Origin of the sequence: Primorskyibacter flagellatus (genome assembly GCF_900176485.1) — a bacterium.
Lineage (GTDB): Bacteria > Pseudomonadota > Alphaproteobacteria > Rhodobacterales > Rhodobacteraceae > Primorskyibacter > Primorskyibacter flagellatus.
In genome coordinates, this window is the sequence record NZ_FWYD01000002.1 from 99072 (window position 1) to 122472 (window position 23401).

The window sequence follows — 23401 nt, forward strand, 5'->3', positions numbered from 1 at the left end:
CGGCGTGTACAACTTTCCAAGAGTCAACCTTCACCGCCCAGAATATCGGGTGTTTTCCAGCCCAGATGCTGCCCACCATCGACGCAGATCAATTGGCCCGTCACCCCCGGTGAATCGAGGAAAAACCCAAGTGCGGCGGTTATATCGGACCGATTCGCCCCCCGCTTCAGAACGGTCGCGGCCCGTTGTCTTGCAAAATGGTCGTCGCTTTGCCGCGCGCCTTGCATGGTCGGGCCGGGTCCGATGGCATTGACCCGGATGCGCGGCGCGAGCCCCTGGGCCGCGGTCTGGGTAAAGGCCCACAGGCCCATCTTGGCGATGGTGTAGGTCATGAATTCCGGCGTCAGCTTGCGCACCCGCTGATCGACCATATTGACGATAAGGCCCTGCGCCACCGGTTCGTCGTTTTCATCGGCGACTGGATCGGGAATTTCTGCCGCCATCGCCTGGGTCAACACGAACGGCGCGCGCAGGTTGCTTTCCAGATGCCGGTCCCAACCTTCTCGCGTGGCCGTTTCAATCCGGTCATAGTCGAAAATCGACGCGCTGTTGACCAGACAGGTTACGGGGCCGCCCAACGCGTCCCGACAGGCGGGCAGCAGGGCCTGCACCTGCGCCTCGTCCAGCAGGTCGGCTTGCAGGGGCACTGCACGGCACCCCATCGCGCGAACCTCTTCCGCGACGGCCTGTGCGGCATCAGCGGATGTGCCGTAATGCACGCCCACGTCATACCCGCGCCCTGCAAGGTAGAGCGCCATCGCGCGGCCCAGCCGTTTTCCAGCGCCGGTCACAAGTGCGATCGACATGACTTGCCTCCATTTGGCCTCTGCGGGCCTCAGAACAGAATTGCCACCACATAGATGACGTAAAGGGCGGTGAACACGCTGCCCCAGATGCGCGACATGTTCCACCCCAGCCACACGAACGGGAACAGGATCAGCGACGCGGCAAGCATGACCCAAAGATCAAAGCGAAGGAACTCCGGGTCGACCGGAATTGGCCCGACAAACGAGGCAATCCCGATGATCGCAAGCAGGTTGAACATGTTCGACCCGATCACGTTGCCAAGCGCCACGTCGGCTTGCCGCCGCAGCGCCGCCATCACGGTTGTCGCCAGTTCCGGCAGCGACGTGCCGACCGCAACCAGCGTCAGCCCGATCACGGTATCACTGACGCCATATGTCCGCGCGATGATCGACGCATTGTCGACCAGCATATCCGCCCCCAACGGTAGCCCGACAAGACCCAGAGCCAGAAATCCGCCAATCCGCCACCAGGGCATATCCGGGTCTGCGCCTTCCACCTCGTCGAGGGTCTCCGCCGCCGTGGCCTTTGACGCACGACGGTGAGACATCGCCTCTCGCATGGCATCTGCCAACATGAAGGCCAGCGCCGCAAGCAGGATAAGCCCGACCTTCCAGTCGAACGTCCCGGTAAAGGCCAGCCCTATGAACAACACGGATGCGATCAGCATGAAGACATAGGTCTTGCGCGTCTTGCATTCAGAAGTGTCCAGCGTCGATATCAGCGCGGGCACACCCAGCACCAACAGAATGTTGGCGGTGTTCGACCCCACGACATTGCCAAGCGCCAACCCCGGCGCGTTATCCAGCACGGCACTGATCGAAATCAGAAGCTCGGGTGCCGAGGTACCGAACGCCACCACCGTCAGGCTGACGATCAAAGCGGGGATACCGACCCGCAGGCTGAGGTTCACAGCCCCTTTCACCAGCGCATCCCCTGCCAGCAGCAGGATCACCAGTCCCAGCCCGCACATCAACCAAACCACGATGTCAGCCCTTTCCGTGTCCGCAGGAACAAGGCCCGCGTCCGATCTTGTAACGACCGCATTTTGGACATTTTGCCGACGCCAGTCGCTTGCTGCCCGGAAACCGCAACTTGCCAAACATGGCCATCACGCCCATGCCGACCAGAAACAGGATGACGACCTTTACAACCACGTCAAAGGCCGAACCGCGCGTAGTGGGCGCGTTCTTCGATACCGGACAACGCGTCCTGTGCCAGCGACATCCCGAACCGTGACAGGAAAGGCCGCTTGATGCCGTAGCGGCGCAGACGGACCTTGTCGCCAAAGCGTTTTTTCAGTTCCGGCATCATATGACCAACCGCATCCGCCAGTCCGACATCGACCGCGGATTTGCCGACCCAGATTTCACCGGTGAAAAGATCGGGGTCCTGTGCCAGCTTGGGCCCGCGTCGAGTCTGGACATGGTTGATGAAGTTATCGTGAATCTGGCCCAGCAGGCGGGTCAGACGGGCCACGTCTTCCTCTTCCTCCGGGCGAAACGGGTCCATCATGGATTTCGACTTGCCCGCCGTGTGCACGCGCCGTTCGATCCCTTGCCGCGCCAGAAACACATGCGCGCCGAACCCAGCAGAGATCACCCCGATCGACCCTAGGATAGAGCTTTCGTCCGCAAAAATCTCATCTGCCGCCGCCGCCAGCCAGTAGCCACCGCTGGCCGCAACATCCTCGACGAAGGCAAGTACCGGCACGTTTTTTTCCTCGGCAAGCCGCCGAATGCGCGCGCCGATCAGCGAGGATTGCACCGGAGACCCGCCCGGAGAGTTGATCTGCAACGCCACGGCCGCGGGTTTGCCGCGCCGAAAGGCCTTTTCCAGAACCGGCCCGATGGTCTCGTCATTCAGGCTGACGCGCCCGGACGTGCCAATAGCGCCCGTCAGCCGGACAACCGCCACGGTCGGGGCCTTGTTCAGATAGGGTATCCACTGTTTCATGGCTTTGGATGTAGATTGCCGCCGCCCGACAAACAAGGTGGCGGGCGTACAAACCCGCGCAAAGTGGCGCGCTTGCCCGTAGTCATCGGATGAATGGCGGAAGTTTCAATAGAAACTTTGCGGATCAATGTCCACCGCCAGCCGCATGTCGCCTTTCAGGCGGAACTGCCCCACCCATTGCCGCAGGGCTGTTTGCAGCGGCGTGCCACGGTCGGCCTTGACCAGCAAGCGCACGCGGTGCCGCCCACGGACCCGCGCGATGGGGGCCGGGGCCGGGCCGAAGACCTGCGCCCCGATACGGCGCAGGGGCGCATCCTGCCGGGCCAATGCGTTGCCAAGGTCGAATGCCTCCTGCACATCCGACGAGGACAGGATGATCCCCGCCATTCGCCCGTAAGGCGGCACACCCGCATGACGGCGCTCGCCCGCCTCGGCCTTCCAGAACCCTTCCTCGTCGCCCGACAGGATCGCGCGGATCACCGGATGTTCGGGCTGGTAGGTCTGGAGCAGCGCCACCCCGGACTTCTCGGCCCGCCCGGCCCGGCCCGCAACCTGACGCATCAGTTGAAATGTGCGTTCCGCCGCGCGCAAGTCCGACCCTTGCAGTCCAAGATCCGCATCAATCACGCCCACAAGCGTCAAAAGCGGAAAGTTGTGCCCCTTGGCCACCAGTTGCGTGCCGATGATGATGTCGGCAGAGCCTTGCGCAATCCCCTCGATCTCGGCCTTCAGCGCACGGGCCGATCCGAACATATCCGACGACAGCGTTGCCACACGCGCGTCCGGAAACAGCTTTACCGCTTCTTCGGTCAGCCGCTCCACACCCGGTCCGACCGCTGCCAGCCGTCCCTCTGTCTCGCAAGAGGGGCAGATTTCCGGCATCGGCTTGGTCTCGCCGCATTGATGACAGACAAGGCGTTTCAGAAAGCGGTGCTCGACCATCCGCGCGTCGCAATGATCACACCCGATCTGATGCCCGCAGGCCCGGCAAATCGTGACGGGCGCATAGCCACGCCGGTTTATGAACAACAGCGCCTGTTCGCCCTTCTCGATCCGCGCATTCACTGCCGATTGCAGCGCGGTGGAAATCCAGCGATCCGACGGCAGTTTTTCCGCCCGCATGTCCAGGCTGCGCATTTCCGGCATCACGGCGGGCCCGTAGCGCGAGGTCAGTTCAACCTTGTCATACTTGCCCGCGTCAGCATTGGCCCAGCTTTCCAGCGATGGCGTGGCCGAGGCCAGCACCACTCGCGCCCCACAAAGCGAGGCCCGAAGCACGGCCATATCACGGGCATTATACAGAACGCCCTCTTCCTGCTTGTAGGACGTGTCGTGTTCCTCATCGACCACCACCAGCCCCAAATCGCGGAACGGCAGGAACAATGCAGAGCGCGCGCCAACTACAAACTGTGCGCCACCCTGCCCGATCATTTTCCAGACCCGGCGCCGTTCGGTCATGGTCACACCGGAATGCCACTCGGCCGGTTGCGCGCCGAATCGCGCCTGCACGCGCGTCAGGAATTCCGCCGTCAGCGCGATTTCCGGCAGCAACACCAGCGCCTGACGCCCCCGGCGCAGGCATTCGGCGACGGCCTCCAGATACACTTCGGTCTTGCCGGACCCGGTGACACCTTTCAGCAGGACCGTCCCGTAACTGCCGGACCCCACGCCTGCCCGAAGCGTTTCAGCCGCTGCCGCCTGATCGCCGGTCAGCTCCTTGCTGCCCAGATCCGGGTCCAGCCGCGGAAAAGGCAGATCGCGAGGGCTGTTCTCTTCGGCAACCGCCCCTTGCGTGACCAGACCCTTGACGACGCTGGTGGTAACCCCCGCCATCTCGGCCAGTTCCTTGAGCGTGAAGGACAGCCCGCCATACTCGCGCAAAGCCTCCAGCACGCGGCGGCGCGCATCGGTCATCCGGGAAGGCTCTGCATGGCCCAGCCGGTAGACCTTGCGCATCGACGGCGGATCGCCCAGCCCCGGCGCGCGTGTCGCCAGCCGCAACATCGCCGACATCGGCGTCAGCGTGTAATCACCGGCCTTTTCCAGAAAGGCACGCAGCTCGTCGCGCATCGGGGCGGCATCCAGCACGCGGATGACCTGCCGCACCTTGGCGATGTCCCAGTCGCCCTTGCCCGACCCCCAGACAACACCCAATACCTTGCGCGGCCCCAGTGGCACCTCGACAAACGCACCCAACTGGCAGCCACCTTCGGGCGCACGGTAGTCCAGAACCCGGTCGAGCGGTTGTGCCGTCAGCACCCCCACCAGCGCGCCTTCGTCGAAATACCCAGCCTCCATGACCATCCTTAATGTTAGCGCTGACCGAAAGGGGTTTTTCTCTGCCCCCTGCTTGGGGTATGACAGCCGCAATCGAAAGCCAAGCCAACCAAGGATGTGCCTCCATGAAATTCTTCGTAGACACTGCCGACACCGACGCCATCGCCGAACTGAATGACCTGGGCATGATAGACGGGGTCACAACCAACCCTTCGCTGATCCTGAAATCCGGGCGTGACATTCTGGAAGTCACCAAAGAGATTTGCGACATGGTTTCCGGCCCGGTTTCTGCCGAGGTCATCGCACTGAAGGCCGATGACATGATTGCCGAGGGTCGCAAGCTGGCGGAAATCGCCGACAACATCGCCGTCAAGGTCCCGCTGACGTGGGACGGCCTCAAGGCCTGCAAAGTGCTGACGGACGAGGGCAAGATGGTCAACGTCACGCTGTGCTTCTCGGCCAATCAGGCGTTGCTGGCGGCCAAGGCGGGGGCGACGTTCATCAGCCCCTTCATCGGCCGTCTGGACGACCTGAACCTAGACGGGCTGGACCTGATTTCCGACATCCGCGAAATTTATGACAATTACGGGTATGAGACCAATATCCTTGCCGCGTCGATCCGCTCTGCCAACCACATGAGCGAATGCGCCAAGATCGGTGCCGATGTGGCGACCGCCCCGCCAAATGTGATCAAGGCGATGGCCAACCACCTGCTGACCGACAAGGGTCTGGACCAGTTCGTCAAGGACGCCAAAGAGGCGGGCATCAAGATCGTCTGAGCCGGTCGATATGACTGACTTATCGGTGCCGCGCGGTCCTACCGTCGCGGCGCTTTTTCGTTGTAAATCCGACAAGTGTGACTCAGGCGCGCCGGTTTCGGGCGGACATGGGCCGAAACCGGTGCCCGCAGTTGACACATTGGCCCATTGCGGGGAAACCAGAGGGACAAGCCGAAAAAATCGGCATCTCGCAGGCTGGTCTTCGCGCCGCTTCGGGAACCCATAAAACCAGAGGCACGCATGAGCAGCAGCCCCCAAATCGACGACTCCCTTCGGGAGACGATTATCTCGCGCCCTGACGTGATCCTTGACGATCAGCATGTCATGCAGGCCCTGATCGGCGCGAATGACCGCAGCATGGGCGGCAATATTGTCGATCTGCGCGGCATTGCCATGGAACGGCTGGAGGCGCAGCTTGCCCGGCTGGAAGACACGCACCGGTCGGTGATTGCGGCGGCCTACGACAATCTGGCCAGCACAAATCAGGTGCATCGCGCGATTTTGCGGATGCTGGACCCGACCGGGTTCGAAAGCTTCCTGCGTGATCTGGGCGGGCCGGTGGCGGAAATCCTGCAAGTGGACCGGATCAAGCTGGTGCTGGAAACAGCGCAAGAAGAAGAGGGCGCGGCGGTCAAACGTCTTGGCGACGTGCTGTCGGTCTGTGCGCCCGGATATATTGACGACTATGTGAACGGCGCACGCGGCGGCACCCCGCGTCAGGTCACGTTGCGCGGCATTCAGACAGGCGATGCACGCATTTACGGAGACATTGCAGCGTCCATCCGGTCGGAGGCCTGCCTGCGGCTTGATCTCGGAGAGGAGCGCCTGCCCGGCCTTCTGGTCATGGGGGCAACAGACGCGAACCAATTCACGTCGCAGCAAGGCACTGATCTGCTGGCCTTCTTTGCCGGCGTATTCGAGCGCGCCATGCGGCGCTGGCTGGCATGACACTGGCCCTGTCCCCCGCCGCGCGTGACGCGTTGGAGGACTGGTTGAGCGCGCAGAAATCGCTGCAAGGCGCTGCGGCCAACACGCTGACGGCCTACGCTGCGGATGTGCGCGATTTTCTGGTGTTCCTGACATTTCATCAAGGTGGCCCGCAGGGACTGGCACCGCTGACGCGAATCAGCATTTCGGAAATGCGCTCCTGGATGGCAGGCTTGCGTGCCGAGGATGTGGGCGCGCGATCGGTGGCGCGCAAATTGTCGGCGGTCAAATCCTTCTACCGCTGGCTGGGCGAGCGCGAAGGCTTTGAGCCCACGGCTGTCCTGTCCACCCGCGCCCCGAAGTTTGAAAAGAAGCTGCCGCGCCCGTTGAGTGTTGATGCGGCGCGCAATCTGATCGCCTCCGTTGAGGCACAGTCGCAAACGCCCTGGGTCGCAGCGCGGGATGTGGCCGTGGTGACACTGCTTTACGGATGCGGGTTGCGGATTTCCGAAGCGCTTGGCCTTACACCTGCACATTTGCCGATTGGCGATGTGCTGCGGATCATCGGGAAGGGGAACAAAGAGCGTATCGTTCCGGTGATTGGCCCCGCGCGCGACGCGGTAGAGGCGTATTTGCGGCTTTGCCCGTTCGACCTGACCCAGGATGCCCCCGTTTTTCGCGGCGTTCGGGGTGGCCCACTGAATCCGCGCAGCATGCAACAGCTTATGGCCGGATTGCGGTTGCAGCTTGGCCTGCCCGCCACGGCCACACCCCACGCGCTACGCCACAGTTTCGCGACGCATCTTCTGGCCGCGGGCGGTGATCTGCGCGCAATCCAGGAGCTTTTGGGCCATGCATCGCTGTCCACTACCCAGGCCTATACATCTGTCGATTCTGTGCATTTGATGAGCGCGTACAACAAGGCCCACCCCAAGGCGCACTAACGCCCTTTTCCCAAAATCCTGCAGTTAGTGCGCGATTCTGTGCGCTCAAAATCCATACGCCCCGGTTTCCACCGTCCGGATTCCCGCCTAGGCTGATGTGTATATCAAAACGCCGAGCAGCGAGGTCTCTCCGATGAAGCTCTATCACAGTCCGACATCGCCCTATGTCCGCAAGGTCATGGTGGTTCTTCATGAAACCGGACAGCTGGAAGATGTCACGTTGGAGGCCACAACCGGCACACCTCTGGCACCGGCAGCAGGGCTTGTGGCGAAAAATCCGCTGACCAAGGTGCCGGCGCTGGAGCGTCCGGATGGTTGCACGCTGTATGACAGTCGGGTGATCTGTCGTTTTCTGGATGCTCGCGCCAAGGCCGGACTGTATCCACAGGGCGCGCGCGGCTGGGAAACTCTGACGCTGGAGGCGACGGGCGACGGAATTACCGATGCGGCACTGCTGATGACCTACGAGGCACGGCTGCGCCCGGAGGGACAGCGCATGGATGCGTTTGTCGATGCGCAATGGGAGAAGATCGAAAATGCCTGCGCGGCCTTGAATGCGCGCTGGATCAGCCACCTGTCCGGGCCGCTTGATGCCGGTCAGATCGCTGTGGGCTGTGCGCTGGCTTATGTGGATTTCCGTCACGAAGCGCGCGGCTGGCGCAATGGCAATGACGCATTGGCGGCGTGGTATGCAGGTTTTGCCGAGCGCGGGTCGATGCGGACGACAACCCCGCCAGCGTAACACGGGCCGTGGGCCGAAAGGCGCCGCGTCAAGCGCGGCGCGCGTTGTGCATGAATGCGATCTGTCGCGCGGCATTGCATAAGGCGCGCATGGCCGCAGCGACGATCAGAACTTCAGCGTCACACCGAAATTGAGCGCATTAGTCTTGATTTCGGTCTCAAGCGATCCGCCGCCATCAAGATCGGCCTCGTTGTTGGAATAGGTGAACTGATATTCGCCAAACACGGCAAAACGCTCGCTCAGATCATAGTTGACGCCGGCCAGAAGCCGCACCGCCGGACCTGTCACCTGATAGCCGAAGGTCTTTTCGCCGCCCGCCGATTCGACATCCACATGCGGAATGGACAGGCCGATGCCGCCGCCGACATACGGTGTGATATCGCGCCACTGATTCTGCCAGCGACGATAGGCATTCACGGTAATCAGGTTGATCCCGTCGGTGAATTCCATCCGGTTGAAGCCGATTGCTTCTTTCTCAGAATCAGGCGCGTAAACCTTGGCATGGGTAAATTCCAGACCGAAGCCCAGCTTCTCATCGCGCCACCAGGTGCCGCGAACACCGTAATAGGGCGGTGCCTCGAAGGAGCGGCCTTCCCAGCCGATAAGCGCGTTATAGCTACCGCCATCAGGGTGATCGCCCGATGCGCGGCTATGCGGCGCAGTTTGCCAGCCGGAATAAAGACTGACCTCCATCTCTGCCGAAGCAGGCGCAACGCCCAGGCACAGGGCCGCCACGGCCGAGAGAATCACCAGTTTCATATATGGACCTCTGTCCTTCCGAGGGAGAATATTGACCCATTCATATAGGCTGTTTCGCGTCGGCTCAACCGCGACACATCCGCGCTAATCGACTTCCGCCCATTTTGTGTTCTGGACGGCCCTAGTTAGCCCCGTTAAATACGCCCTCGGAAACGCTGCGGCCTTTGGCTGCGGCCAGAACCCGTATTGGCCGCACTCAAGGCCCAACGAATGGAGTTAACCTCGTGTCCCACGCAGAAGATCACGAAGGCACCCGTAGGGATTTCCTCTACTACGCCACGGCGGGCGCCGGAGCGGTTGCCACTGGTGCCGCAGTCTGGCCTATGGTCAATCAGATGAACCCTGCCGCCGACGTGCGCGCGCTGGCGTCGATACAAGTCGATATCAGCGGTGTCGAAGAGGGCACACAATTGACGGTGAAATGGCTGGGCAAGCCGGTCTTCTTCCGTCACCGCACTGCCAAAGAGATTGAAGAGGCCCGCGCGGTTGACGTGGACACGCTGATCGACCGGACTGCACAGAACCCCAATCTGGGCAATGGTGCCCCCGTACCCGCGACAGACCAGAACCGCGCCCTTGATGAGGACGGCAAATGGCTGGTCATGATCGGTGTCTGTACGCATCTGGGCTGTGTGCCGATCGGCAACGGTTCGGGTGAATTCGACGGCTGGTTCTGCCCGTGTCACGGTTCTCACTACGATAGCGCTGGCCGCATTCGTAAAGGCCCGGCCCCGCAGAACCTCCATGTCCCGGTCGCCGCATTTGTCGACGATACCACGATCAAACTGGGTTAAGGAGAGATCCATGTCAGGAATTCCTCACGACCATTACGAGCCGCGCACCGGGGCCGAGAAGTGGGTTCACTCACGGCTTCCCATCGTTGGCTTGCTCTATGACACGCTGATGATCCCCACACCCAAGAACCTGAACTGGATGTGGATCTGGGGCATCGTTCTGACGTTCTGCCTTGTGTTGCAGATCGCCACCGGCATCGTTCTGGCAATGCATTACACACCGCATGTCGACATGGCCTTTGCCTCGGTCGAGCATATCATGCGAGACGTCAATGGCGGCTATATGCTGCGCTACCTGCACGCCAATGGCGCGTCGCTGTTCTTTGTGGCCGTCTATGCGCATATCTTCCGCGGTCTGTATTACGGGTCCTACAAATCCCCGCGTGAGATCACATGGATCATCGGCATGCTTATCTACCTGTGCATGATGGGCACGGCGTTCATGGGCTACGTTCTGCCCTGGGGCCAGATGTCTTTCTGGGGTGCGACGGTTATCACCGGCCTGTTTGGCGCGATCCCGTTCATCGGTGAGCCGATCCAGACATGGCTTCTGGGCGGACCGGCGGTGGATAACGCGACGCTGAACCGCTTCTTCTCGCTGCATTACCTGCTGCCCTTCGTCATCGCGGCGCTGGTGGCGGTGCATATCTGGGCCTTCCACTCGACCGGCAACAACAACCCCACCGGGGTCGAGGTACGCCGCGCATCGAAGGCCGAGGCGGAAAAGGACACGGTTCCGTTCTGGCCCTATTTCGTGATGAAGGACCTGTTCGCGCTGGCCGTGATCATGGTGATCTTCTTTGCCATTGTCGGGTTCATGCCGAACTATCTTGGTCACCCGGACAACTACATCGAAGCCAACCCGCTGGTAACGCCCGCGCATATCGTTCCGGAATGGTACTTCCTGCCGTTCTACGCGATCCTGCGTGCGTTCACCTCCGAAGTTTGGGTCGTGCAGATCGCCTCGTTCGTCACCGGGGGCCTGATCGACGCGAAGTTCTTCGGTGTTCTGGCGATGTTCGGTGCGATTGCCGTCATGGCGCTGGCACCCTGGCTTGACACATCCTCGGTACGGTCCGGCCGCTACCGGCCGATGTTCAAGTGGTGGTTCGTCCTGCTGGTCATCGACTTCTTCGCGCTGATGTGGCTGGGCGCGATGCCCGCGGAAGAACCCTACGCGTCGTTCTCGCTGATCGCATCGGCCTACTGGTTCGGCTATTTCCTTGTCATCCTGCCACTGCTTGGCGTGATCGAAAAGCCGCGTGCCCAGCCCGCGACGATCGAGGAAGACTTCAACGCCCACTACGCCAAGCCGTCCGACACGGCGCCGGCGGAATGAACAGGGGACTGACAGGCATGTTCAAGAAACTCACCATCGCGGCTGTCACGGTCCTGGGTCTCACCACCGGCAGCGCCTTTGCTGCCGGTGCCGAGGGCCATGTCGAAGACTTCGCCTTCTCGTTCGAGGGGCCCTTCGGCAGCTATGACCAGAACCAGCTCCAGCGTGGCCTCAAGGTCTATACCGAGGTCTGTTCGGCCTGCCACGGGCTGAAATTCGTCCCGCTGCGGACCCTCGGTGACGAGGGTGGACCCGGCTTTTCTGAAGAGCAGGTCCGCGCCTACGCTGCGGCAAACTTCGAAGTTTTCGACCCCGAGCTGGACGATTACCGCCCCGCGGGTCCGGTTGACAAATTCCCAGCCAATACGGCAGCCGGTGCGCCGGACCTGTCGCTGATGGCCAAGGGGCGCGCCGGTTTCCACGGGCCTTATGGTTCTGGCATCAACCAGTTCTTCCGTGGCATCGGCGGCGCAGAATACATCGCGTCGCTGCTTGACGGTTATACTGGCGAAGAGAAGGAAGAAGCGGGCACAATCTTTTACGAAAACACCGCCTTTCCCGGCGGCTGGATTTCGATGGCCCCGCCGCTGTCGGACGAGATTGTCGAATTTGACGACGGCCACGACAACACCGTTCATCACATGTCGCAGGACGTCGCGGCCTTTCTGATGTGGACGGCAGAGCCGAAAATGATGGCGCGCAAGCAGGCAGGCTTTGTTGCCGTTCTGTTTCTGACCGTTCTGTCGGTGCTGCTCTATCTCACCAACAAGCGCATCTGGGCACCGCTCAAGGGCAAGCACAAGCCCGAAGCCTAAAGCCGTCTCCGGATTGAAAAGTTTGAAAGGCCCTGCTGACGCGGGGCCTTTTTACGTTCGGGTGCTGGTAAGGGGTCGCAGGCCTGCGCCGTGTACCACCTGCCATTTTTCTGCCGACCCGGTTGTTTTAGCGCCCCAGATAGGCGCGCAGCGCCTTTGGCGGATCGGAAAACAGGGCGTCGGTGTCAAACGGCCCCTGCGCCACCCCTGCATTGACAAAGACCGTCTGTCCGGCAAAGCGCATCGCGTCCTGTGGATCATGGCTGACCATCAACACAAGCGCCCCGATTTCGGCGGCGACCTGCGCGACCACATCAAGCATCTCGATCTTCAACGCAGGCCCGAGTGCCGCGAAAGGTTCATCCAGCGCCATGATGGGCCGCGCTTGCAACAACACCCGCGCCAGCGCCGCGCGACTGATCTGCCCACCGGACAGACCAGAGGGGCGACGGTTTTCCATCCCTGCCAGCCCCACACGGTCCAACGCAGCGGCAATCGCTGCGTGGTCGGCACTGGCAAGCCGGCCGTCCGGGCGCAGCGCAAGCGCAAGGTTCTGCGTTAAAGTAAGATGCGGAAAAAGGTTATTGTCCTGAAACAGCATCCCCACGGGCCGTTTGCCCGGCGCATCGCGGGTAATCTCCTGCCCGTCCCAAAGAATACGGCCCGAAAGCGGGCTGCGGAATCCGGCAATCGCATCCAGAAGCGTCGATTTCCCTGCGCCCGACGGCCCGATGATGGCAACGGACGCGCCGGAGTGTAGGGTTAGATCCGCTGTCACACGAAACGCCCCTGCCCCGATCACCAGATCTTCAAGAACCAGCATTTGCGCGGCCTCCTCGGTCAAAAATCCAGAACAGCCCAAGGCTGAGCGCCAAGAGCAGGACCGCCGCCGCCGAGGCCTGATCCATCCGGTAGGCACCCATCAGACGGTAGATCTGCAAGGGCAGCGTTGCGCGGTCCGGATCGGCAAACAGCGCGATCACGCCCAGATCCCCCATCGAAAGCGCCGCGCACAGGCCCGCGGAAAACCCCAATGGGCGGCGCATACGCGGCAGATAGACCCAGCGCAGCCACGCGTAGGGACTTAACCCCAGCGCGCCGCCAAGGCGACTGAAATCCTGCTGCAACGCCTCTGCCTCGGGCCTCAGGATGCGCAGGACGAAAGGCAGCGACAGCAGCGCATTGACGACGCCCGTCACCGGCAGGGCCAGCGAGAACGGATTGACGAATGCGCGCAGGATCAGGAACAATCCGGTGCCCAGCACCAGCGGGGACAGCGCGATGCCCGCAAGGCCCAGCAGCTCTCCGCGCCGTGTGGCCAGCGGAATGGCCCAGAAGATGCACAAAGCCGTGGACCCCAGCGCCACCGCCAGCGAATGCGCCGCCGCCGTCCAGACCGGCCCCGGCAGGCTGAACACGCCCAACGCGCCGCGCGCAGCCACCAATCCCAGCGGCGTCAGCAGGAACAGCGCCACCAGCGCCAGCCACAGCGTATCCAGCAGCCGCAGGCCCGTACCGCCCGCATCCCAGCGCGGCACGACCCGGTCCATCCCTTCGGCCCCCAGCCCCGCGCCTGACAGACGCAGCGCAACCAGACCGGCCACCAGCGCCAGTCCAAGCTGCACCAGCGCCAATGATGCCGCATGTGCAAGGTCAAAGTCGAACCGCACCGCCTGATAGATCGCCAATTCCAGCGTCGTCGCACGCGGCCCCCCGCCCAGTGTCAGCGCCACCGCGAAGCTCGACAGGCAAATGACAAAGATCACCGCGAAGGCACCCGGCAGGATTGATGCCAGCATCGGCCGCTCAAGCACGCGAAAGACATCACGCGAGGTGAATGCCAGCGTCGCCGCCAGTCGAAAGCGCTCGCCGGGGATTGCCAGCCACCCTTGCAGGATCAGCCGCGTCGCCAATGGCAGGTTGAAGAAGACATGTGCAAGAACCACACCGTGCAACCCGTAGATCGAGACTTCGGGCAGCCCAAACGCCTCAAGCACACGGTTCAACACCCCCGCCCGTCCGAACACGGCCAGCAGGCCTAGGATGGCCACGATCACCGGCAGGATGAACGGGGCACCCAGCAAAGCGATCAGCACGCCGCGACCGGGAAAGGCGCGCCGCGCCAGCGCCCGCGCGACCGGGATCGCGAAGGCCACGCTTAGCGCTGCCGACAGAAGCGCCTGCACCAGCGTGAAACGCAGCGCGGCCCAATCGGCCGGCTCCAGCCCCGTCAGAACGCCTGCGCGCCACGCCACCGCCGCCACTGGCCCGAGCGTCAGCCCGGCAACCAGTGCCCCGGCGATCAGCGCGACAGGGCGCGTCGCCATTCCTCGACCGCTTCTTTCTGCACTGTGGCGGCTTCCGCCTCGTCAAAGAACAGCGTCTTTTGCGGCAGCGGCAGCGTGTCGAACCCTTCGGGCCACTCGGACCTTGGCAAGGCGGCGGGCAGCGACCAGTTGCCGGTCGGGATCATGCGCTGGAACTCTTCGCTGAGGACGTATTCCATGAACTGATCGGCCAGCTCCGGCTGATCGGTGGCCGCGATTTTGCCAACCAGTTCGACCATGAAATAGTGGCCTTCGGGAAAGATCGCGGCGACCTTGGTGTCGTCACCTTCCGCGATGATGTGATAGGCTGGCGAGGTCGTGTAGCTGAGCACCATGTCGGCCTCGCCATCGGTGAACAGGCCGTAGCTTTCCGACCAGCCCTTGGTGACGGTCAGGATCTTCGGCGCAAGCTGCTCCCACACGCTTTCCGCCTTGTCGCCGTAGATCGCCTTGACCCACAGCACCAATGCCAGACCAGAGATCGAGCTGCGCGGATCCTGTATCACGATCTTCAGATCATCCGGCGCGGCGAGAAGCGCCTCGAAACTGTCGGGCGCGGTGTCCACGCGCGTCTTGTCGTAGACAAAGGCCGTCTGGCTGTAGTTGAACGGCAGGAAGGTTTCGTCCGCCCACTCGATTGGCAGCGTCAGGGGTGACAGATCCTGCCCATGCGGTCCGAACAGCCCACTTTCGCGTGCCTTGGCCGTCACGTCGGTGTTCAGCCCGATCACCACATCGGCGCGGGTCTTGTCGCCTTCCAACATGATGCGTGGCAGCAGGTCGCCGGGCTTGTATTGCAGATCACAGCCGCAGAGCGCCTCGAATCCCGCCTCGATCGACGGGCCGGGGCCCCATTCGGATGTGAAGTAATCCGGAGCATAGACCGTCAGCACGGGCGTCTGCGCGCCTGCCGTGCTGGCAATCATCATTCCCGCAGCAAATGTCAGGGCCTTTTTCATCGGCATCCTCCTTATTGCGGCAGATGGGCAAGATAAGGAGCGTGTGTCCGATACCTTCCCTCCGCCGGTGTTAACCGGGTCAGGTTCAACGGGTTCGCATCATGCATCTCAGCCTTTGCAGGCACCCCGAGGCTCAACGATTGGTAAGGCTCCGATGCCCCGGTTTCAAGCGAAATCCCTTGAGGGTCCGGCGGCTCTGGCCTAACACCAACGCCCAAAGGAGCCCGTCCCATGAGCATGAATTCGTTTGGCCATCTTTTCCGCGTCACCACCTGGGGCGAAAGCCACGGGCCTGCACTTGGCGCCACGGTGGATGGCTGCCCGCCGGGGATCAAGGTGGACGAGGCGATGCTTCAACACTGGCTGGACAAGCGCAAACCGGGCCAGAACAAATTCACCACCCAGCGGCAGGAGCCCGATCAGGTACGCATCCTGTCCGGCGTGTTCGAGGGCCAGACAACGGGAACGCCAATCCAGTTGATGATCGCAAACACCGATCAGCGCAGCAAGGATTACGGCGACATCGTCGAGAAATTCCGGCCCGGACATGCCGACATCACCTATTGGCAGAAATACGGCATCCGCGACTATCGCGGCGGGGGTCGGTCTTCGGCGCGCGAAACGGCGGCGCGGGTGGCGGCGGGCGGCATTGCGCGCGCCGTTATCGACGCGCTTGCGCCCGGCGTGAAGATCACCGGCTACATGGTGCAGATCGGGCCGCATACGATCACGGGCGAGCGGGACATGTCGCAGATTGACCAGAACCCTTTCTGGGTGCCCTCGCCAGAGACGGCTGAAACATGGGCCGACTATCTGAACGGGTTGCGCAAATCCGGCAATTCCGTGGGCGCGATGATCGAGGTCGTGGCGCAGGGCGTCCCCGCCGGTCTGGGCGCGCCGGTCTATGCCAAGCTGGACACCGATTTGGCCGCCGCAATGATGAGCATCAATGCGGTCAAAGGCGTGGAGATCGGCGAAGGCATGGCTGCCGCGATGCTGACCGGTGAAGAAAATGCCGACGAGATCTTCATGGGCAATGACGGCAAGCCGGTGTTTTCGTCCAACCATGCGGGCGGCATTCTGGGGGGCATATCGACCGGGCAGGATGTCGTGGTGCGCTTCGCGGTCAAGCCGACCTCTTCCATCCTGAAAACCCGCCAGACAATCACCAAATCGGGCGAAGCAGCAGAGATCATCACCAAGGGTCGGCACGATCCATGCGTGGGTATCCGCGCCGTACCGGTGGGCGAGGCGATGATGGCCTGCGTGATCCTCGACCACATCCTGTTACACCGAGGCCAGATCGGCGGCGAAGTCGGCGAGACGCGCGGCAAGGTCGGCCCAACGCTTGGCTGACATCTTTGCGATCACCTTCCCGATCTTTGCGTTGGTGGCACTGGGCTATGGCTGCGTCAGGGCGCGGGTTTTCAAACCGTCGGACATGCGGGTTCTGGGGCAGTATGTCCTGATGATCGCCCTGCCCGCGCTGCTGTTCAACGCCGTGGCGACGCGCAAGATCGCCGAGGTCATCGTGCCGTCATACATCGCGGTTTTCGCGCTTGGCGGGCTGGCGACGATTGCAATTGTCTACATCCTCGTAACGCTGCAAGGCACCGGACCTGCCCGCCGGGCGATTGCCGTGATGGGCTCTGCCTGTCCCAACTCTGCCTATATCGGCTTTCCGATGATGCTGCTGGTTTTTCCGGACCTCGCAGGGCTGATCCTGGCGATGAACCTGGTGGTTGAGAATTTCGTGCTGGTCCCGATCAGTTTCGCCCTGCTGGAGCTGTCACGACCGCGCCAGGGCATGTCGCTGTGGTCAAGCGGCTGGCAGACATTGCAATCGGTTCTGAGACGACCGCTCGTCATCGGACTTCTGGCGGGTATGGTTGTCTCGGTGCTGGGGGTTTCCATTCCCCCCGCCCTTAGCCGCGTTTTGGAGATGACGGCAGCCTCTACCAGTGCCATCGCGCTTTTCGTCATTGGCGGAACATTGGCCGGATTGCCAATTGTGGGCAATCGTCTGCTTGCCGGTCAGATCGTCTTTGGCAAGCTAATCCTTCATCCGGCGATGACGGCACTATGCGTGCTGGCCGTTCCTTTGCTCGGTCTACCTGCCCTGTCATCGGATCTGGCCACGGCGGTGGTGATTTCCGCCGCCGTACCGATGATCGGCATCTATACGATCATTGCGCAGGATTATGGCCATGAAGGGCTGGCCTCGCTCGCGTTGCTGGCGGCGACTGTCGGCGCGTTTTTGACGCTGAACGGGCTTCTGATCTTGCTGACGTGACGCGCCCTATGGCTTGCCGGGATGCTGCTTGGCGATCTGAACGGCCAGAATACCGGCCGCGATGATCGCCACACCCAGAACGTCCAGCGGGCCGATTGCCTCTCCCAGCAGCACGGCGGCGGTGGCGACACCGAAGAACGGGTTGAGGAAATGGAATGTCGCGGCCTTGATCGCGCCGATATGGTTGACCAGCGAGAACCAGACCACAGTTGCCAACAAACCCGGCACCAGCGTGGTGTAGATGAAGGCAAGGATCAGCGGCGTCGTCATCTCGACAGTCAACGGCCATTCCAGCAGCGCCGAAGCCACCGCCAGCACGATTGCCCCCACGAACATCTGCAAACCGACGATCATCATCACATTGCCACCAGAGGATGCCCCGCGCACCGACAACGTGGCAATTGTCAGGGCTGCCGCGCCGATGACGCAAAGCCCGATGCCCCAAAGGTCGCCGCCCGCTTGCAGACGCGCGCCCATGATCAGCGCCACGCCCAGCATCCCTGCGATCAACCCGGCAACCGCAAGCCAACGCAGCCGGTCGCGAAAGACGATCCAGCCTGCCAAGGCGACCATCAGCGGCATGCTTGACGCAATGATCGAGGCAAGCGACGCCTCCACCGTCTGCATCGCCACGAAATTCAGCCCCAGATACAGCGCGTTCTGGCAAACCCCGAAAATGATCGTCGCGCGCCATTGGTTGCGGGTAAGACGAAAGCTCTGCCCCATGGCTTTCGCGATCAGCACCCCGATAACACCTGATACGAAAAAACGCAGCGACAAGGACGCGAGCGGCGGGGCGTATTCCACGATGATCCTTGCCGACGTGAAGGCCGACGACCACATGAACACAAAGGCCAGACCCATCAGAATCGCGCGCAGATCCATGTTCAGCCCCTAGACTTGAAAACGAAAAAAGACCCCGCCAGACCGGCGGGGTCAAGTCGAGTGCCTTGTGTTAAACACAGGCACCGGCGGTGTTCAATTCTAATGAGTGCGTTCGACCATCTCGGCCCGGACCTGTTGGCGCAGCACGTCGATGGACACGGTCTTGCCCTCGCGACGGAAGTGCCAATAGGTCCAGCCATTGCAGCTTGGCGCGCCTTCCAGATGGGCCCCGACCTGATGGATCGATCCCTTGACGTCATCGCCGATCAGCGTGCCATCGGCGCGCACCTTGGCGATCTTGCCCGATGGCGAGGTCAAAGTCTCGCCGGGGCGCAACATACCACGTTCGACCAATTGGCCGAAGGGAACGCGGGGTTCGGCGCGTTTCGAGGTGCTGACCTGAAGCGCCTCGCGGTCGTATTTGCGCACCGATGCGATGCGGCGGGCGGCGACCTCTCGGTAGGCCTCTTCGCGCTCGATCCCGATCCAGTCGCGGCCCAGCATCTTGGCAACGGCCCCCGTGGTTCCCGTGCCGAAGAACGGATCCAGCACCACATCGCCGGGGTTGGTCGAACCGACAAGAATGCGGTGCAGCAGGCCTTCGGGCTTTTGCGTCGGATGCGCCTTGTCGCCATTGGAATCCTTCAACCGTTCGCCGCCATTGCAAATCGGCAGCACCCAGTCGGATCGCATCTGGATGCCCTCGTTCAATGCCTTCAGCGCCTCGTAGTTGAACGTGTATTTGGCACCTTCGGATTTCGACGCCCAGATCATGGTTTCATGCGCGTTGGTGAAACGTTTGCCGCGGAAGTTCGGCATCGGGTTTGATTTGCGCCAGACGACATCGTTCAGGATCCAGTAGCCCTCGTCCTGAAGGGTAGCCCCGACGCGGAAAATGTTGTGATACGATCCGATCACCCAGATCGCGCCATCCGGTTTCAGCAAGCGCCGCGCCGCCTTCAGCCACGCCTTGGTGAACGCGTCATAGACCGCAAAGGACGAAAACTGGTCCCAATGGTCATCAACCGCGTCCACACGGGAATTGTCAGGACGGTGCAGATCGCCCTTCAGCTGAAGGTTGTAGGGCGGATCGGCAAAAATCAGATCCACGGATGCCTCCGGAAGACTGTTCATCGCCTCGATGCAGTCCCCGGCCAGAATCGTATTGAGAGGGAGCGCCGAAGCGCCCTTTTTCTTTGTCATGGTTCTCATCTCTGCCTCTGTCCCCGGCGCTTTTTGCGCTCGTTGGTTGGCTATGAAGATGAGTCAAAGCTGATTCGTGGTCAATTTCTTTTTTGAATCAGTCACTTATCATTTCATCTTGATACAAGATATTGTGTACCGGTTTAAACGAACGTCTATGGTGTGGGGTTACACCAATATTTTCCAATGCCGATTTGTGACATTTTGACGGATATCCCATATTCGTCTCCCAACCATAGCCGGGATAGTGTTGCGCCAAATCCCACATGATGCGGTCGCGACAGATTTTCGCAATGATCGAGGCCGCCGCAATGCTGACGGAGCGCGCATCGCCACGCACCACAGTCTCTGCCGAAATACTCAACCCACGCGGAACCATGTTGCCATCAATCAGGACATGATCGGGGGCAACCGCCAAGCCCAGAATGGCGCGCTCCATCGCAAGATGGCTTGCACGCAGGATGTTGAGCGCGTCAATTTCTTCCACCGTGGCATGGGCGATGGAAACCTGCGCGACCTCTGCCAGCTCTGCGGCAAGCTCTGCACGACGCTTTGCCGACAGTTTCTTGGAATCGTTCAGCCCTTGTGGGATGCGCGCGGGATCGAGAATGACGGCCGCCGCTGTCACCGGTCCGGCCAGGGGACCGCGCCCGACCTCGTCCACGCCAGCAATCAGTCGCGCACCGCGTTTCAGCGCGTCGGCCTCAAGGGAATAATCGGGGGATAGAAGTGATTTTGTCATGGCTTGTTGAACCCCACGGAGCCGTTTTTGCCAAGCGGAAAACGGAAGAAGGGGCCAGACCCTGACCCCTTCCCCTTGGAACGCGGCGCTGGGGTGCGGCCACGCACCTGCTCGACGCCGCCCTATTCCGAGCGGTGCCAAACTTGGCGACCTGCCGTGGTGTAGCCACGCGCACGCAGGCAATTCCCGCTATAGGCCTGTCGTTCACCCCGGAACGAACGCACATCGCGCAAGCATTCGCCGGGTAGACGTCTTGCGCTTTGATAGCTGCGGTCAAGGCACCGTGCACCGAACAAGGTTTCATGGCCGCTCCGGGTGCGGGCGGTCACCTGACAGTGTTGCGGCAGCGGTGCAGGCCGGTTGCCATAAGGCCGACGGCCATGGTCATGGCGATCATAGCGGTCGTGTTTCCCCGACATGTGTTTCTGCGGTTTGTAGCGATCACGATCTTTGCGGTCCTTGTGCGATTTGCTCTTCTTCTTGTCGTCCTTGTCATTGTCGCGGCTGCTCTGGATCGCTTTGCCGATAATGAAAATAGTGGCCGCGCCCGCCAGAATGCGGGCTATATCCTCTTCACTGGCCGCCTCTACGGGCTTGGCAGCAAAGGCGGTGATGGCCAAACTGGCGGCGAGAACGGTGGAAATGAATTTGCGTGACATGAACGGGGGTCCTTGTGGTTGGATCGTGCGAGTCCTTGGGTCTAAGCTGGCGTGGCCTGCATGGCACCGCTTGTGAACTCACCCTCGCCCCGAGGTCGAAAGTCAGGCAATAGCGCCCCCTTCCTATCGGATAACATCACGCTTTTTTCGCTTGGTTATTGAATTGCCGCCGGGCTTTGCGCAGAATTCATCGCATGACACATACCCGCCCCCTTCACGCATTGATCCTGACGCTGCTGCTGGCCCTGCCCGCTGCCGCGCAGGCCGACTGCTACGCCGATTACAAGGCCAAACGCGATGCGCCCCTGCGCCTGCACTATGGTGTGGCCCGGATAACCGGGGCCTGTTCGCAATCTGCCGCCCAGGCACAGCTGACACCGCGCCTTGCCGCTGATGGCTGGACGCTTCTGACAATCCTGTCCGTATTCGACGATGTCGGGCTTGCCGAAAGGAGAGACAGTGCCGGACAGTATTACCTCCGCTACTGACGCGCGGCGGTCCGGCACCCGCATCGTCATCGGCGGGATAGCCGCCATCGTCATCCTGCTGCTTGGGGCGGCGATCTGGCTGTTTGCTTCCCTGCCGGATGCGGGCGCGTTCAACGAACGGGTGGAACAGCTGTTCGTTGCCAATGACGATCTGACCGCGCAGGCAGAGATCAAACTGCTGGAAATCCTCGCGCAGTCCGGCACCTCCTTCGCCGAAACGCTTGCCAGCTACCGGATGGTGATCTTCGTATTGCTGATTTTCGCCACGGCCCTGCTTGTGGCCGCGCTGGTATTTCTGGTGATGCTGGTGACGCTGAACCGTCGCATGGCGCAAATTGAACGCTCGGGCATACAGGTCTCTTCGCTTCTGATCAGCCGCGAGGAAAAGACCGTCTACCTCAACAATATGGGGTTCAAACTGACCGAGGCGGCGATGGAAACGCTGAGCGTGCTGGCAGAGGCGCGCATGGATGACGATGTCATGACCGGGGCAGAGATCGAGGCGGTGATATCTGGCCGTGATGCGTCAGATTGCGAGGAAGCAGCCGGTGCCACAAGGATCAAACGGTTGCGCGACGGGCTGGGCAACCAACTGGTTAGCGAATTGCTGGTCAAGAACATCGCCCGCCGCGGCTATATGCTGACCATCGACAAAGCCGTGATCAAGGTAGTCTGACAGGGCAGTGCCGTCCAACGACAGCGGTTGTGCTACCGTTGGTTTCGCACAAGCACAGGGTGGACGCCTGGGCGCAAAACCATGCGGCTTTACTCAATCTTAATTGCAGATGCGCAAATATCGGACCATGCGTGTTCTGCTTGTCCTGTTCGTTATGCTGAGTGCCTGCAACGTGGCCGGTCCCGGCTTTCGCGGCGCGCCGGCAACGCGGGCAGAGGCAGGAGGCAGCCATTTCCTGCTGCGTTACAGCGACGGGATGGTAGAGGTTACGCGCACCTCCCGCGCCTTTCTTCCCCGCTTTCCGGTGATCGCATCACATGCGGCAGAGGCGATCCTGATGCAAACCGGCTGCGAAAGCCGTTGGTTCGTGGGCGATCCGGCCATGATGATCGCAGGCCTGTCCTGCAATGGTGGACGTGCCCCGCCAAAACCACGCAAGCGGCGCAGCTATGTCTGCGATGTGACGGGCGGGTATCTTTCCGGGCGTCGCGGCGTATCAGAGTTGGAACTGGAGTGCCGCCGTAGTTGACGGCAGTCAGGCCAGCTGTTTTTCCATGAAAATGCTCGCCGATGTGTCTGCATAGTCGCCGAAAGGTTCACATAGATCAAACCCTTGCCGGGCATATAGCCGATGCGCTTCGTGCAACAGATCGCCGGTTTCCAGCCGCAGCAAAGGATAGCCGCTCTCGCGCGCGATCTCTTCAAGACGGTTGACCAGACCGGCGGCAATGCCACGCCCACGCGCTTCTGGCAGGGTGAACAGGGACTTGATTTCGCCATAGCCGTCCATACGTCTCATCGCGACACAGCCCAGGATGCGCTCGTCTTCCTCAGCGACCAGAAAGACGACACTCTCCGCACACAGAACCTCGACTGACAGGTAGTAGTTTTCTTCGGCTGTAAACAAATCTTGCATAAGCCGCTGACTGCTTTCCAGCAACGCGGTTGCCTGAGGTTCATGCGGTGATCCGGCTCTGATCCTGAAGGGCATTATCCTACACTCATCAAGTTATTGGATTTGAAGATAAAAAAA

At 61.5% G+C, this 23401-nt stretch carries 25 protein-coding genes and 1 riboswitch; of the genes, 12 read left to right on the forward strand and 13 right to left on the reverse strand.

What is annotated here, in order from left to right; all coding sequences use genetic code 11:
- Window positions 1-23: 23 nt before the first annotated feature.
- The 4 genes from B8991_RS03355 to B8991_RS03370 form a co-directional block, all read right to left on the reverse strand.
- Window positions 24-806: an SDR family oxidoreductase gene (locus B8991_RS03355; RefSeq protein ID WP_084350413.1), complete on the reverse strand. Its 783-nt coding sequence runs from the start codon at window positions 804-806 to the stop codon at window positions 24-26.
- Between the two features lie 29 nt (window positions 807-835).
- The gene (locus B8991_RS03360) at window positions 836-1792 is read right to left on the reverse strand and encodes a calcium/sodium antiporter (RefSeq protein WP_179141430.1); all 957 of its coding nucleotides are present in this window, start codon (window positions 1790-1792) and stop codon (window positions 836-838) included.
- A 170-nt stretch (window positions 1793-1962) separates the two neighbouring features.
- Window positions 1963-2760 (reverse strand): S49 family peptidase, encoded by a 798-nt coding sequence (locus tag B8991_RS03365; RefSeq protein WP_084350415.1) that lies wholly within the window; start codon window positions 2758-2760, stop codon window positions 1963-1965.
- Window positions 2761-2865: 105 nt separating this feature from the next.
- Complete coding sequence (locus B8991_RS03370) at window positions 2866-5064, reverse strand: primosomal protein N' (RefSeq protein WP_412780370.1); 2199 nt, start codon at window positions 5062-5064, stop codon at window positions 2866-2868.
- A gap of 98 nt (window positions 5065-5162) precedes the next feature.
- Here B8991_RS03370 and fsa point away from each other — a divergent pair, with 98 nt between their 5' ends.
- The 4 genes from fsa to B8991_RS03390 all read left to right on the forward strand — a co-directional run bounded on the left by fsa (window position 5163) and on the right by B8991_RS03390 (window position 8429).
- Window positions 5163-5816, forward strand: a complete 654-nt coding sequence (gene fsa, locus B8991_RS03375; protein ID WP_084351109.1) for a fructose-6-phosphate aldolase — start codon at window positions 5163-5165, stop codon at window positions 5814-5816.
- A 240-nt stretch (window positions 5817-6056) separates the two neighbouring features.
- A complete protein-coding gene (locus tag B8991_RS03380) occupies window positions 6057-6764 on the forward strand; it encodes a DUF484 family protein (protein ID WP_084350416.1) in 708 nt (235 codons plus the stop codon).
- Complete coding sequence (locus B8991_RS03385; RefSeq protein WP_084350417.1) at window positions 6761-7687, forward strand: tyrosine recombinase XerC; 927 nt, start codon at window positions 6761-6763, stop codon at window positions 7685-7687. Before B8991_RS03380 ends, B8991_RS03385 begins: the two co-directional genes overlap by 4 nt.
- 133 nt (window positions 7688-7820) lie before the next feature.
- Window positions 7821-8429, forward strand: a complete 609-nt coding sequence (locus B8991_RS03390; RefSeq protein ID WP_084350418.1) for a glutathione S-transferase — start codon at window positions 7821-7823, stop codon at window positions 8427-8429.
- Between the two features lie 105 nt (window positions 8430-8534).
- Here B8991_RS03390 and B8991_RS03395 read toward each other — a convergent pair whose 3' ends face one another.
- On the reverse strand, window positions 8535-9188 hold the full coding sequence (locus B8991_RS03395) for an outer membrane protein (protein ID WP_084350419.1): 654 nt from the start codon (window positions 9186-9188) through the stop codon (window positions 8535-8537).
- 224 nt (window positions 9189-9412) lie between these two features.
- Here B8991_RS03395 and petA point away from each other — a divergent pair, with 224 nt between their 5' ends.
- Genes petA through B8991_RS03410 form a run of 3 tightly spaced genes read left to right on the forward strand, consistent with a single transcriptional unit; the run spans window position 9413 to window position 12136 of the window.
- The gene (gene petA / locus B8991_RS03400) at window positions 9413-9982 is read left to right on the forward strand and encodes a ubiquinol-cytochrome c reductase iron-sulfur subunit (protein WP_084350420.1); all 570 of its coding nucleotides are present in this window, start codon (window positions 9413-9415) and stop codon (window positions 9980-9982) included.
- A gap of 10 nt (window positions 9983-9992) precedes the next feature.
- A complete protein-coding gene (gene petB, locus B8991_RS03405) occupies window positions 9993-11321 on the forward strand; it encodes a cytochrome b (RefSeq protein ID WP_084350421.1) in 1329 nt (442 codons plus the stop codon).
- A 17-nt stretch (window positions 11322-11338) separates the two neighbouring features.
- Entirely contained in the window at window positions 11339-12136 is a 798-nt protein-coding gene (locus B8991_RS03410; protein WP_084350422.1) for a cytochrome c1, read from the forward strand.
- Between the two features lie 127 nt (window positions 12137-12263).
- Here B8991_RS03410 and B8991_RS03415 read toward each other — a convergent pair whose 3' ends face one another.
- From B8991_RS03415 to thiB, 3 genes are read right to left on the reverse strand one after another with little or no spacing between them, the layout of a single operon-like run.
- Complete coding sequence (locus B8991_RS03415; protein ID WP_084350423.1) at window positions 12264-12959, reverse strand: thiamine ABC transporter ATP-binding protein; 696 nt, start codon at window positions 12957-12959, stop codon at window positions 12264-12266.
- The gene (locus tag B8991_RS03420; RefSeq protein WP_084350424.1) at window positions 12946-14463 is read right to left on the reverse strand and encodes a thiamine/thiamine pyrophosphate ABC transporter permease ThiP; all 1518 of its coding nucleotides are present in this window, start codon (window positions 14461-14463) and stop codon (window positions 12946-12948) included. The genes B8991_RS03415 and B8991_RS03420 overlap by 14 nt, the downstream gene beginning before the upstream one ends.
- Entirely contained in the window at window positions 14439-15422 is a 984-nt protein-coding gene (thiB, locus tag B8991_RS03425; protein WP_084350425.1) for a thiamine ABC transporter substrate binding subunit, read from the reverse strand. Before thiB ends, B8991_RS03420 begins: the two co-directional genes overlap by 25 nt.
- Window positions 15423-15461: 39 nt before the next feature.
- Window positions 15462-15561, reverse strand: a riboswitch (TPP riboswitch).
- 92 nt (window positions 15562-15653) lie between these two features.
- Between thiB and aroC the strand changes: the two genes are divergently transcribed.
- Together aroC and B8991_RS03435 are read left to right on the forward strand one after the other, a co-directional pair.
- Window positions 15654-16778, forward strand: a complete 1125-nt coding sequence (aroC, locus tag B8991_RS03430) for a chorismate synthase (RefSeq protein WP_084350426.1) — start codon at window positions 15654-15656, stop codon at window positions 16776-16778.
- Complete coding sequence (locus tag B8991_RS03435; RefSeq protein WP_084350427.1) at window positions 16771-17715, forward strand: AEC family transporter; 945 nt, start codon at window positions 16771-16773, stop codon at window positions 17713-17715. Before aroC ends, B8991_RS03435 begins: the two co-directional genes overlap by 8 nt.
- Window positions 17716-17721: 6 nt before the next feature.
- On the opposite strand, the gene B8991_RS03440 is transcribed toward B8991_RS03435, so the two are convergent.
- The 4 genes from B8991_RS03440 to B8991_RS03455 form a co-directional block, all read right to left on the reverse strand.
- On the reverse strand, window positions 17722-18600 hold the full coding sequence (locus tag B8991_RS03440) for a DMT family transporter (protein WP_084350428.1): 879 nt from the start codon (window positions 18598-18600) through the stop codon (window positions 17722-17724).
- 99 nt (window positions 18601-18699) lie between these two features.
- Window positions 18700-19812, reverse strand: coding sequence for a site-specific DNA-methyltransferase (locus B8991_RS03445; protein WP_084350429.1), 1113 nt, complete (start codon window positions 19810-19812; stop codon window positions 18700-18702).
- A gap of 88 nt (window positions 19813-19900) precedes the next feature.
- The gene (locus tag B8991_RS03450) at window positions 19901-20545 is read right to left on the reverse strand and encodes a ribonuclease HII (RefSeq protein WP_084350430.1); all 645 of its coding nucleotides are present in this window, start codon (window positions 20543-20545) and stop codon (window positions 19901-19903) included.
- Window positions 20546-20667: 122 nt separating this feature from the next.
- Window positions 20668-21204 carry a hypothetical protein gene (locus B8991_RS03455; RefSeq protein ID WP_084350431.1) on the reverse strand — a complete coding sequence of 179 codons (537 nt, stop codon included), beginning with the start codon at window positions 21202-21204 and terminating at the stop codon, window positions 20668-20670.
- A gap of 194 nt (window positions 21205-21398) precedes the next feature.
- On the opposite strand from B8991_RS03455, the gene B8991_RS03460 reads away from it, so the two are divergent.
- The 3 genes from B8991_RS03460 (at window position 21399) to B8991_RS03470 (ending at window position 22897) form a co-directional block, all read left to right on the forward strand.
- A complete protein-coding gene (locus B8991_RS03460; protein WP_084350432.1) occupies window positions 21399-21692 on the forward strand; it encodes a hypothetical protein in 294 nt (97 codons plus the stop codon).
- Window positions 21637-22368, forward strand: a complete 732-nt coding sequence (locus B8991_RS03465) for a winged helix-turn-helix domain-containing protein (RefSeq protein WP_084350433.1) — start codon at window positions 21637-21639, stop codon at window positions 22366-22368. Before B8991_RS03460 ends, B8991_RS03465 begins: the two co-directional genes overlap by 56 nt.
- 127 nt (window positions 22369-22495) lie before the next feature.
- Window positions 22496-22897 carry a hypothetical protein gene (locus B8991_RS03470; RefSeq protein WP_084351111.1) on the forward strand — a complete coding sequence of 134 codons (402 nt, stop codon included), beginning with the start codon at window positions 22496-22498 and terminating at the stop codon, window positions 22895-22897.
- Window positions 22898-22903: 6 nt separating this feature from the next.
- Here the strand turns inward: B8991_RS03470 and B8991_RS03475 are convergent, their stop codons facing one another.
- The gene (locus B8991_RS03475) at window positions 22904-23284 is read right to left on the reverse strand and encodes a GNAT family N-acetyltransferase (protein WP_235866532.1); all 381 of its coding nucleotides are present in this window, start codon (window positions 23282-23284) and stop codon (window positions 22904-22906) included.
- Between the last annotated feature and the right edge of the window lie 117 nt (window positions 23285-23401).

Coding starts and splice junctions, on each gene's coding strand:
- B8991_RS03355 (WP_084350413.1), bottom strand. CDS start 806: ATGTCGATCGCACTTGTGACCGGCGCTGGAAAACGGCTGGGCCGCGCG.
- B8991_RS03365 (WP_084350415.1), bottom strand. CDS start 2,760: ATGAAACAGTGGATACCCTATCTGAACAAGGCCCCGACCGTGGCGGTT.
- B8991_RS03370 (WP_412780370.1), bottom strand. CDS start 5,064: ATGGTCATGGAGGCTGGGTATTTCGACGAAGGCGCGCTGGTGGGGGTG.
- fsa (WP_084351109.1), top strand. CDS start 5,163: ATGAAATTCTTCGTAGACACTGCCGACACCGACGCCATCGCCGAACTG.
- B8991_RS03380 (WP_084350416.1), top strand. CDS start 6,057: ATGAGCAGCAGCCCCCAAATCGACGACTCCCTTCGGGAGACGATTATC.
- B8991_RS03385 (WP_084350417.1), top strand. CDS start 6,761: ATGACACTGGCCCTGTCCCCCGCCGCGCGTGACGCGTTGGAGGACTGG.
- B8991_RS03390 (WP_084350418.1), top strand. CDS start 7,821: ATGAAGCTCTATCACAGTCCGACATCGCCCTATGTCCGCAAGGTCATG.
- B8991_RS03395 (WP_084350419.1), bottom strand. CDS start 9,188: ATGAAACTGGTGATTCTCTCGGCCGTGGCGGCCCTGTGCCTGGGCGTT.
- petB (WP_084350421.1), top strand. CDS start 9,993: ATGTCAGGAATTCCTCACGACCATTACGAGCCGCGCACCGGGGCCGAG.
- B8991_RS03410 (WP_084350422.1), top strand. CDS start 11,339: ATGTTCAAGAAACTCACCATCGCGGCTGTCACGGTCCTGGGTCTCACC.
- B8991_RS03415 (WP_084350423.1), bottom strand. CDS start 12,959: ATGCTGGTTCTTGAAGATCTGGTGATCGGGGCAGGGGCGTTTCGTGTG.
- B8991_RS03420 (WP_084350424.1), bottom strand. CDS start 14,463: ATGGCGACGCGCCCTGTCGCGCTGATCGCCGGGGCACTGGTTGCCGGG.
- thiB (WP_084350425.1), bottom strand. CDS start 15,422: ATGAAAAAGGCCCTGACATTTGCTGCGGGAATGATGATTGCCAGCACG.
- aroC (WP_084350426.1), top strand. CDS start 15,654: ATGAGCATGAATTCGTTTGGCCATCTTTTCCGCGTCACCACCTGGGGC.
- B8991_RS03440 (WP_084350428.1), bottom strand. CDS start 18,600: ATGGATCTGCGCGCGATTCTGATGGGTCTGGCCTTTGTGTTCATGTGG.
- B8991_RS03445 (WP_084350429.1), bottom strand. CDS start 19,812: ATGAGAACCATGACAAAGAAAAAGGGCGCTTCGGCGCTCCCTCTCAAT.
- B8991_RS03450 (WP_084350430.1), bottom strand. CDS start 20,545: ATGACAAAATCACTTCTATCCCCCGATTATTCCCTTGAGGCCGACGCG.
- B8991_RS03455 (WP_084350431.1), bottom strand. CDS start 21,204: ATGTCACGCAAATTCATTTCCACCGTTCTCGCCGCCAGTTTGGCCATC.
- B8991_RS03460 (WP_084350432.1), top strand. CDS start 21,399: ATGACACATACCCGCCCCCTTCACGCATTGATCCTGACGCTGCTGCTG.
- B8991_RS03465 (WP_084350433.1), top strand. CDS start 21,637: ATGTCGGGCTTGCCGAAAGGAGAGACAGTGCCGGACAGTATTACCTCC.
- B8991_RS03470 (WP_084351111.1), top strand. CDS start 22,496: ATGCGTGTTCTGCTTGTCCTGTTCGTTATGCTGAGTGCCTGCAACGTG.
- B8991_RS03475 (WP_235866532.1), bottom strand. CDS start 23,284: ATGCAAGATTTGTTTACAGCCGAAGAAAACTACTACCTGTCAGTCGAG.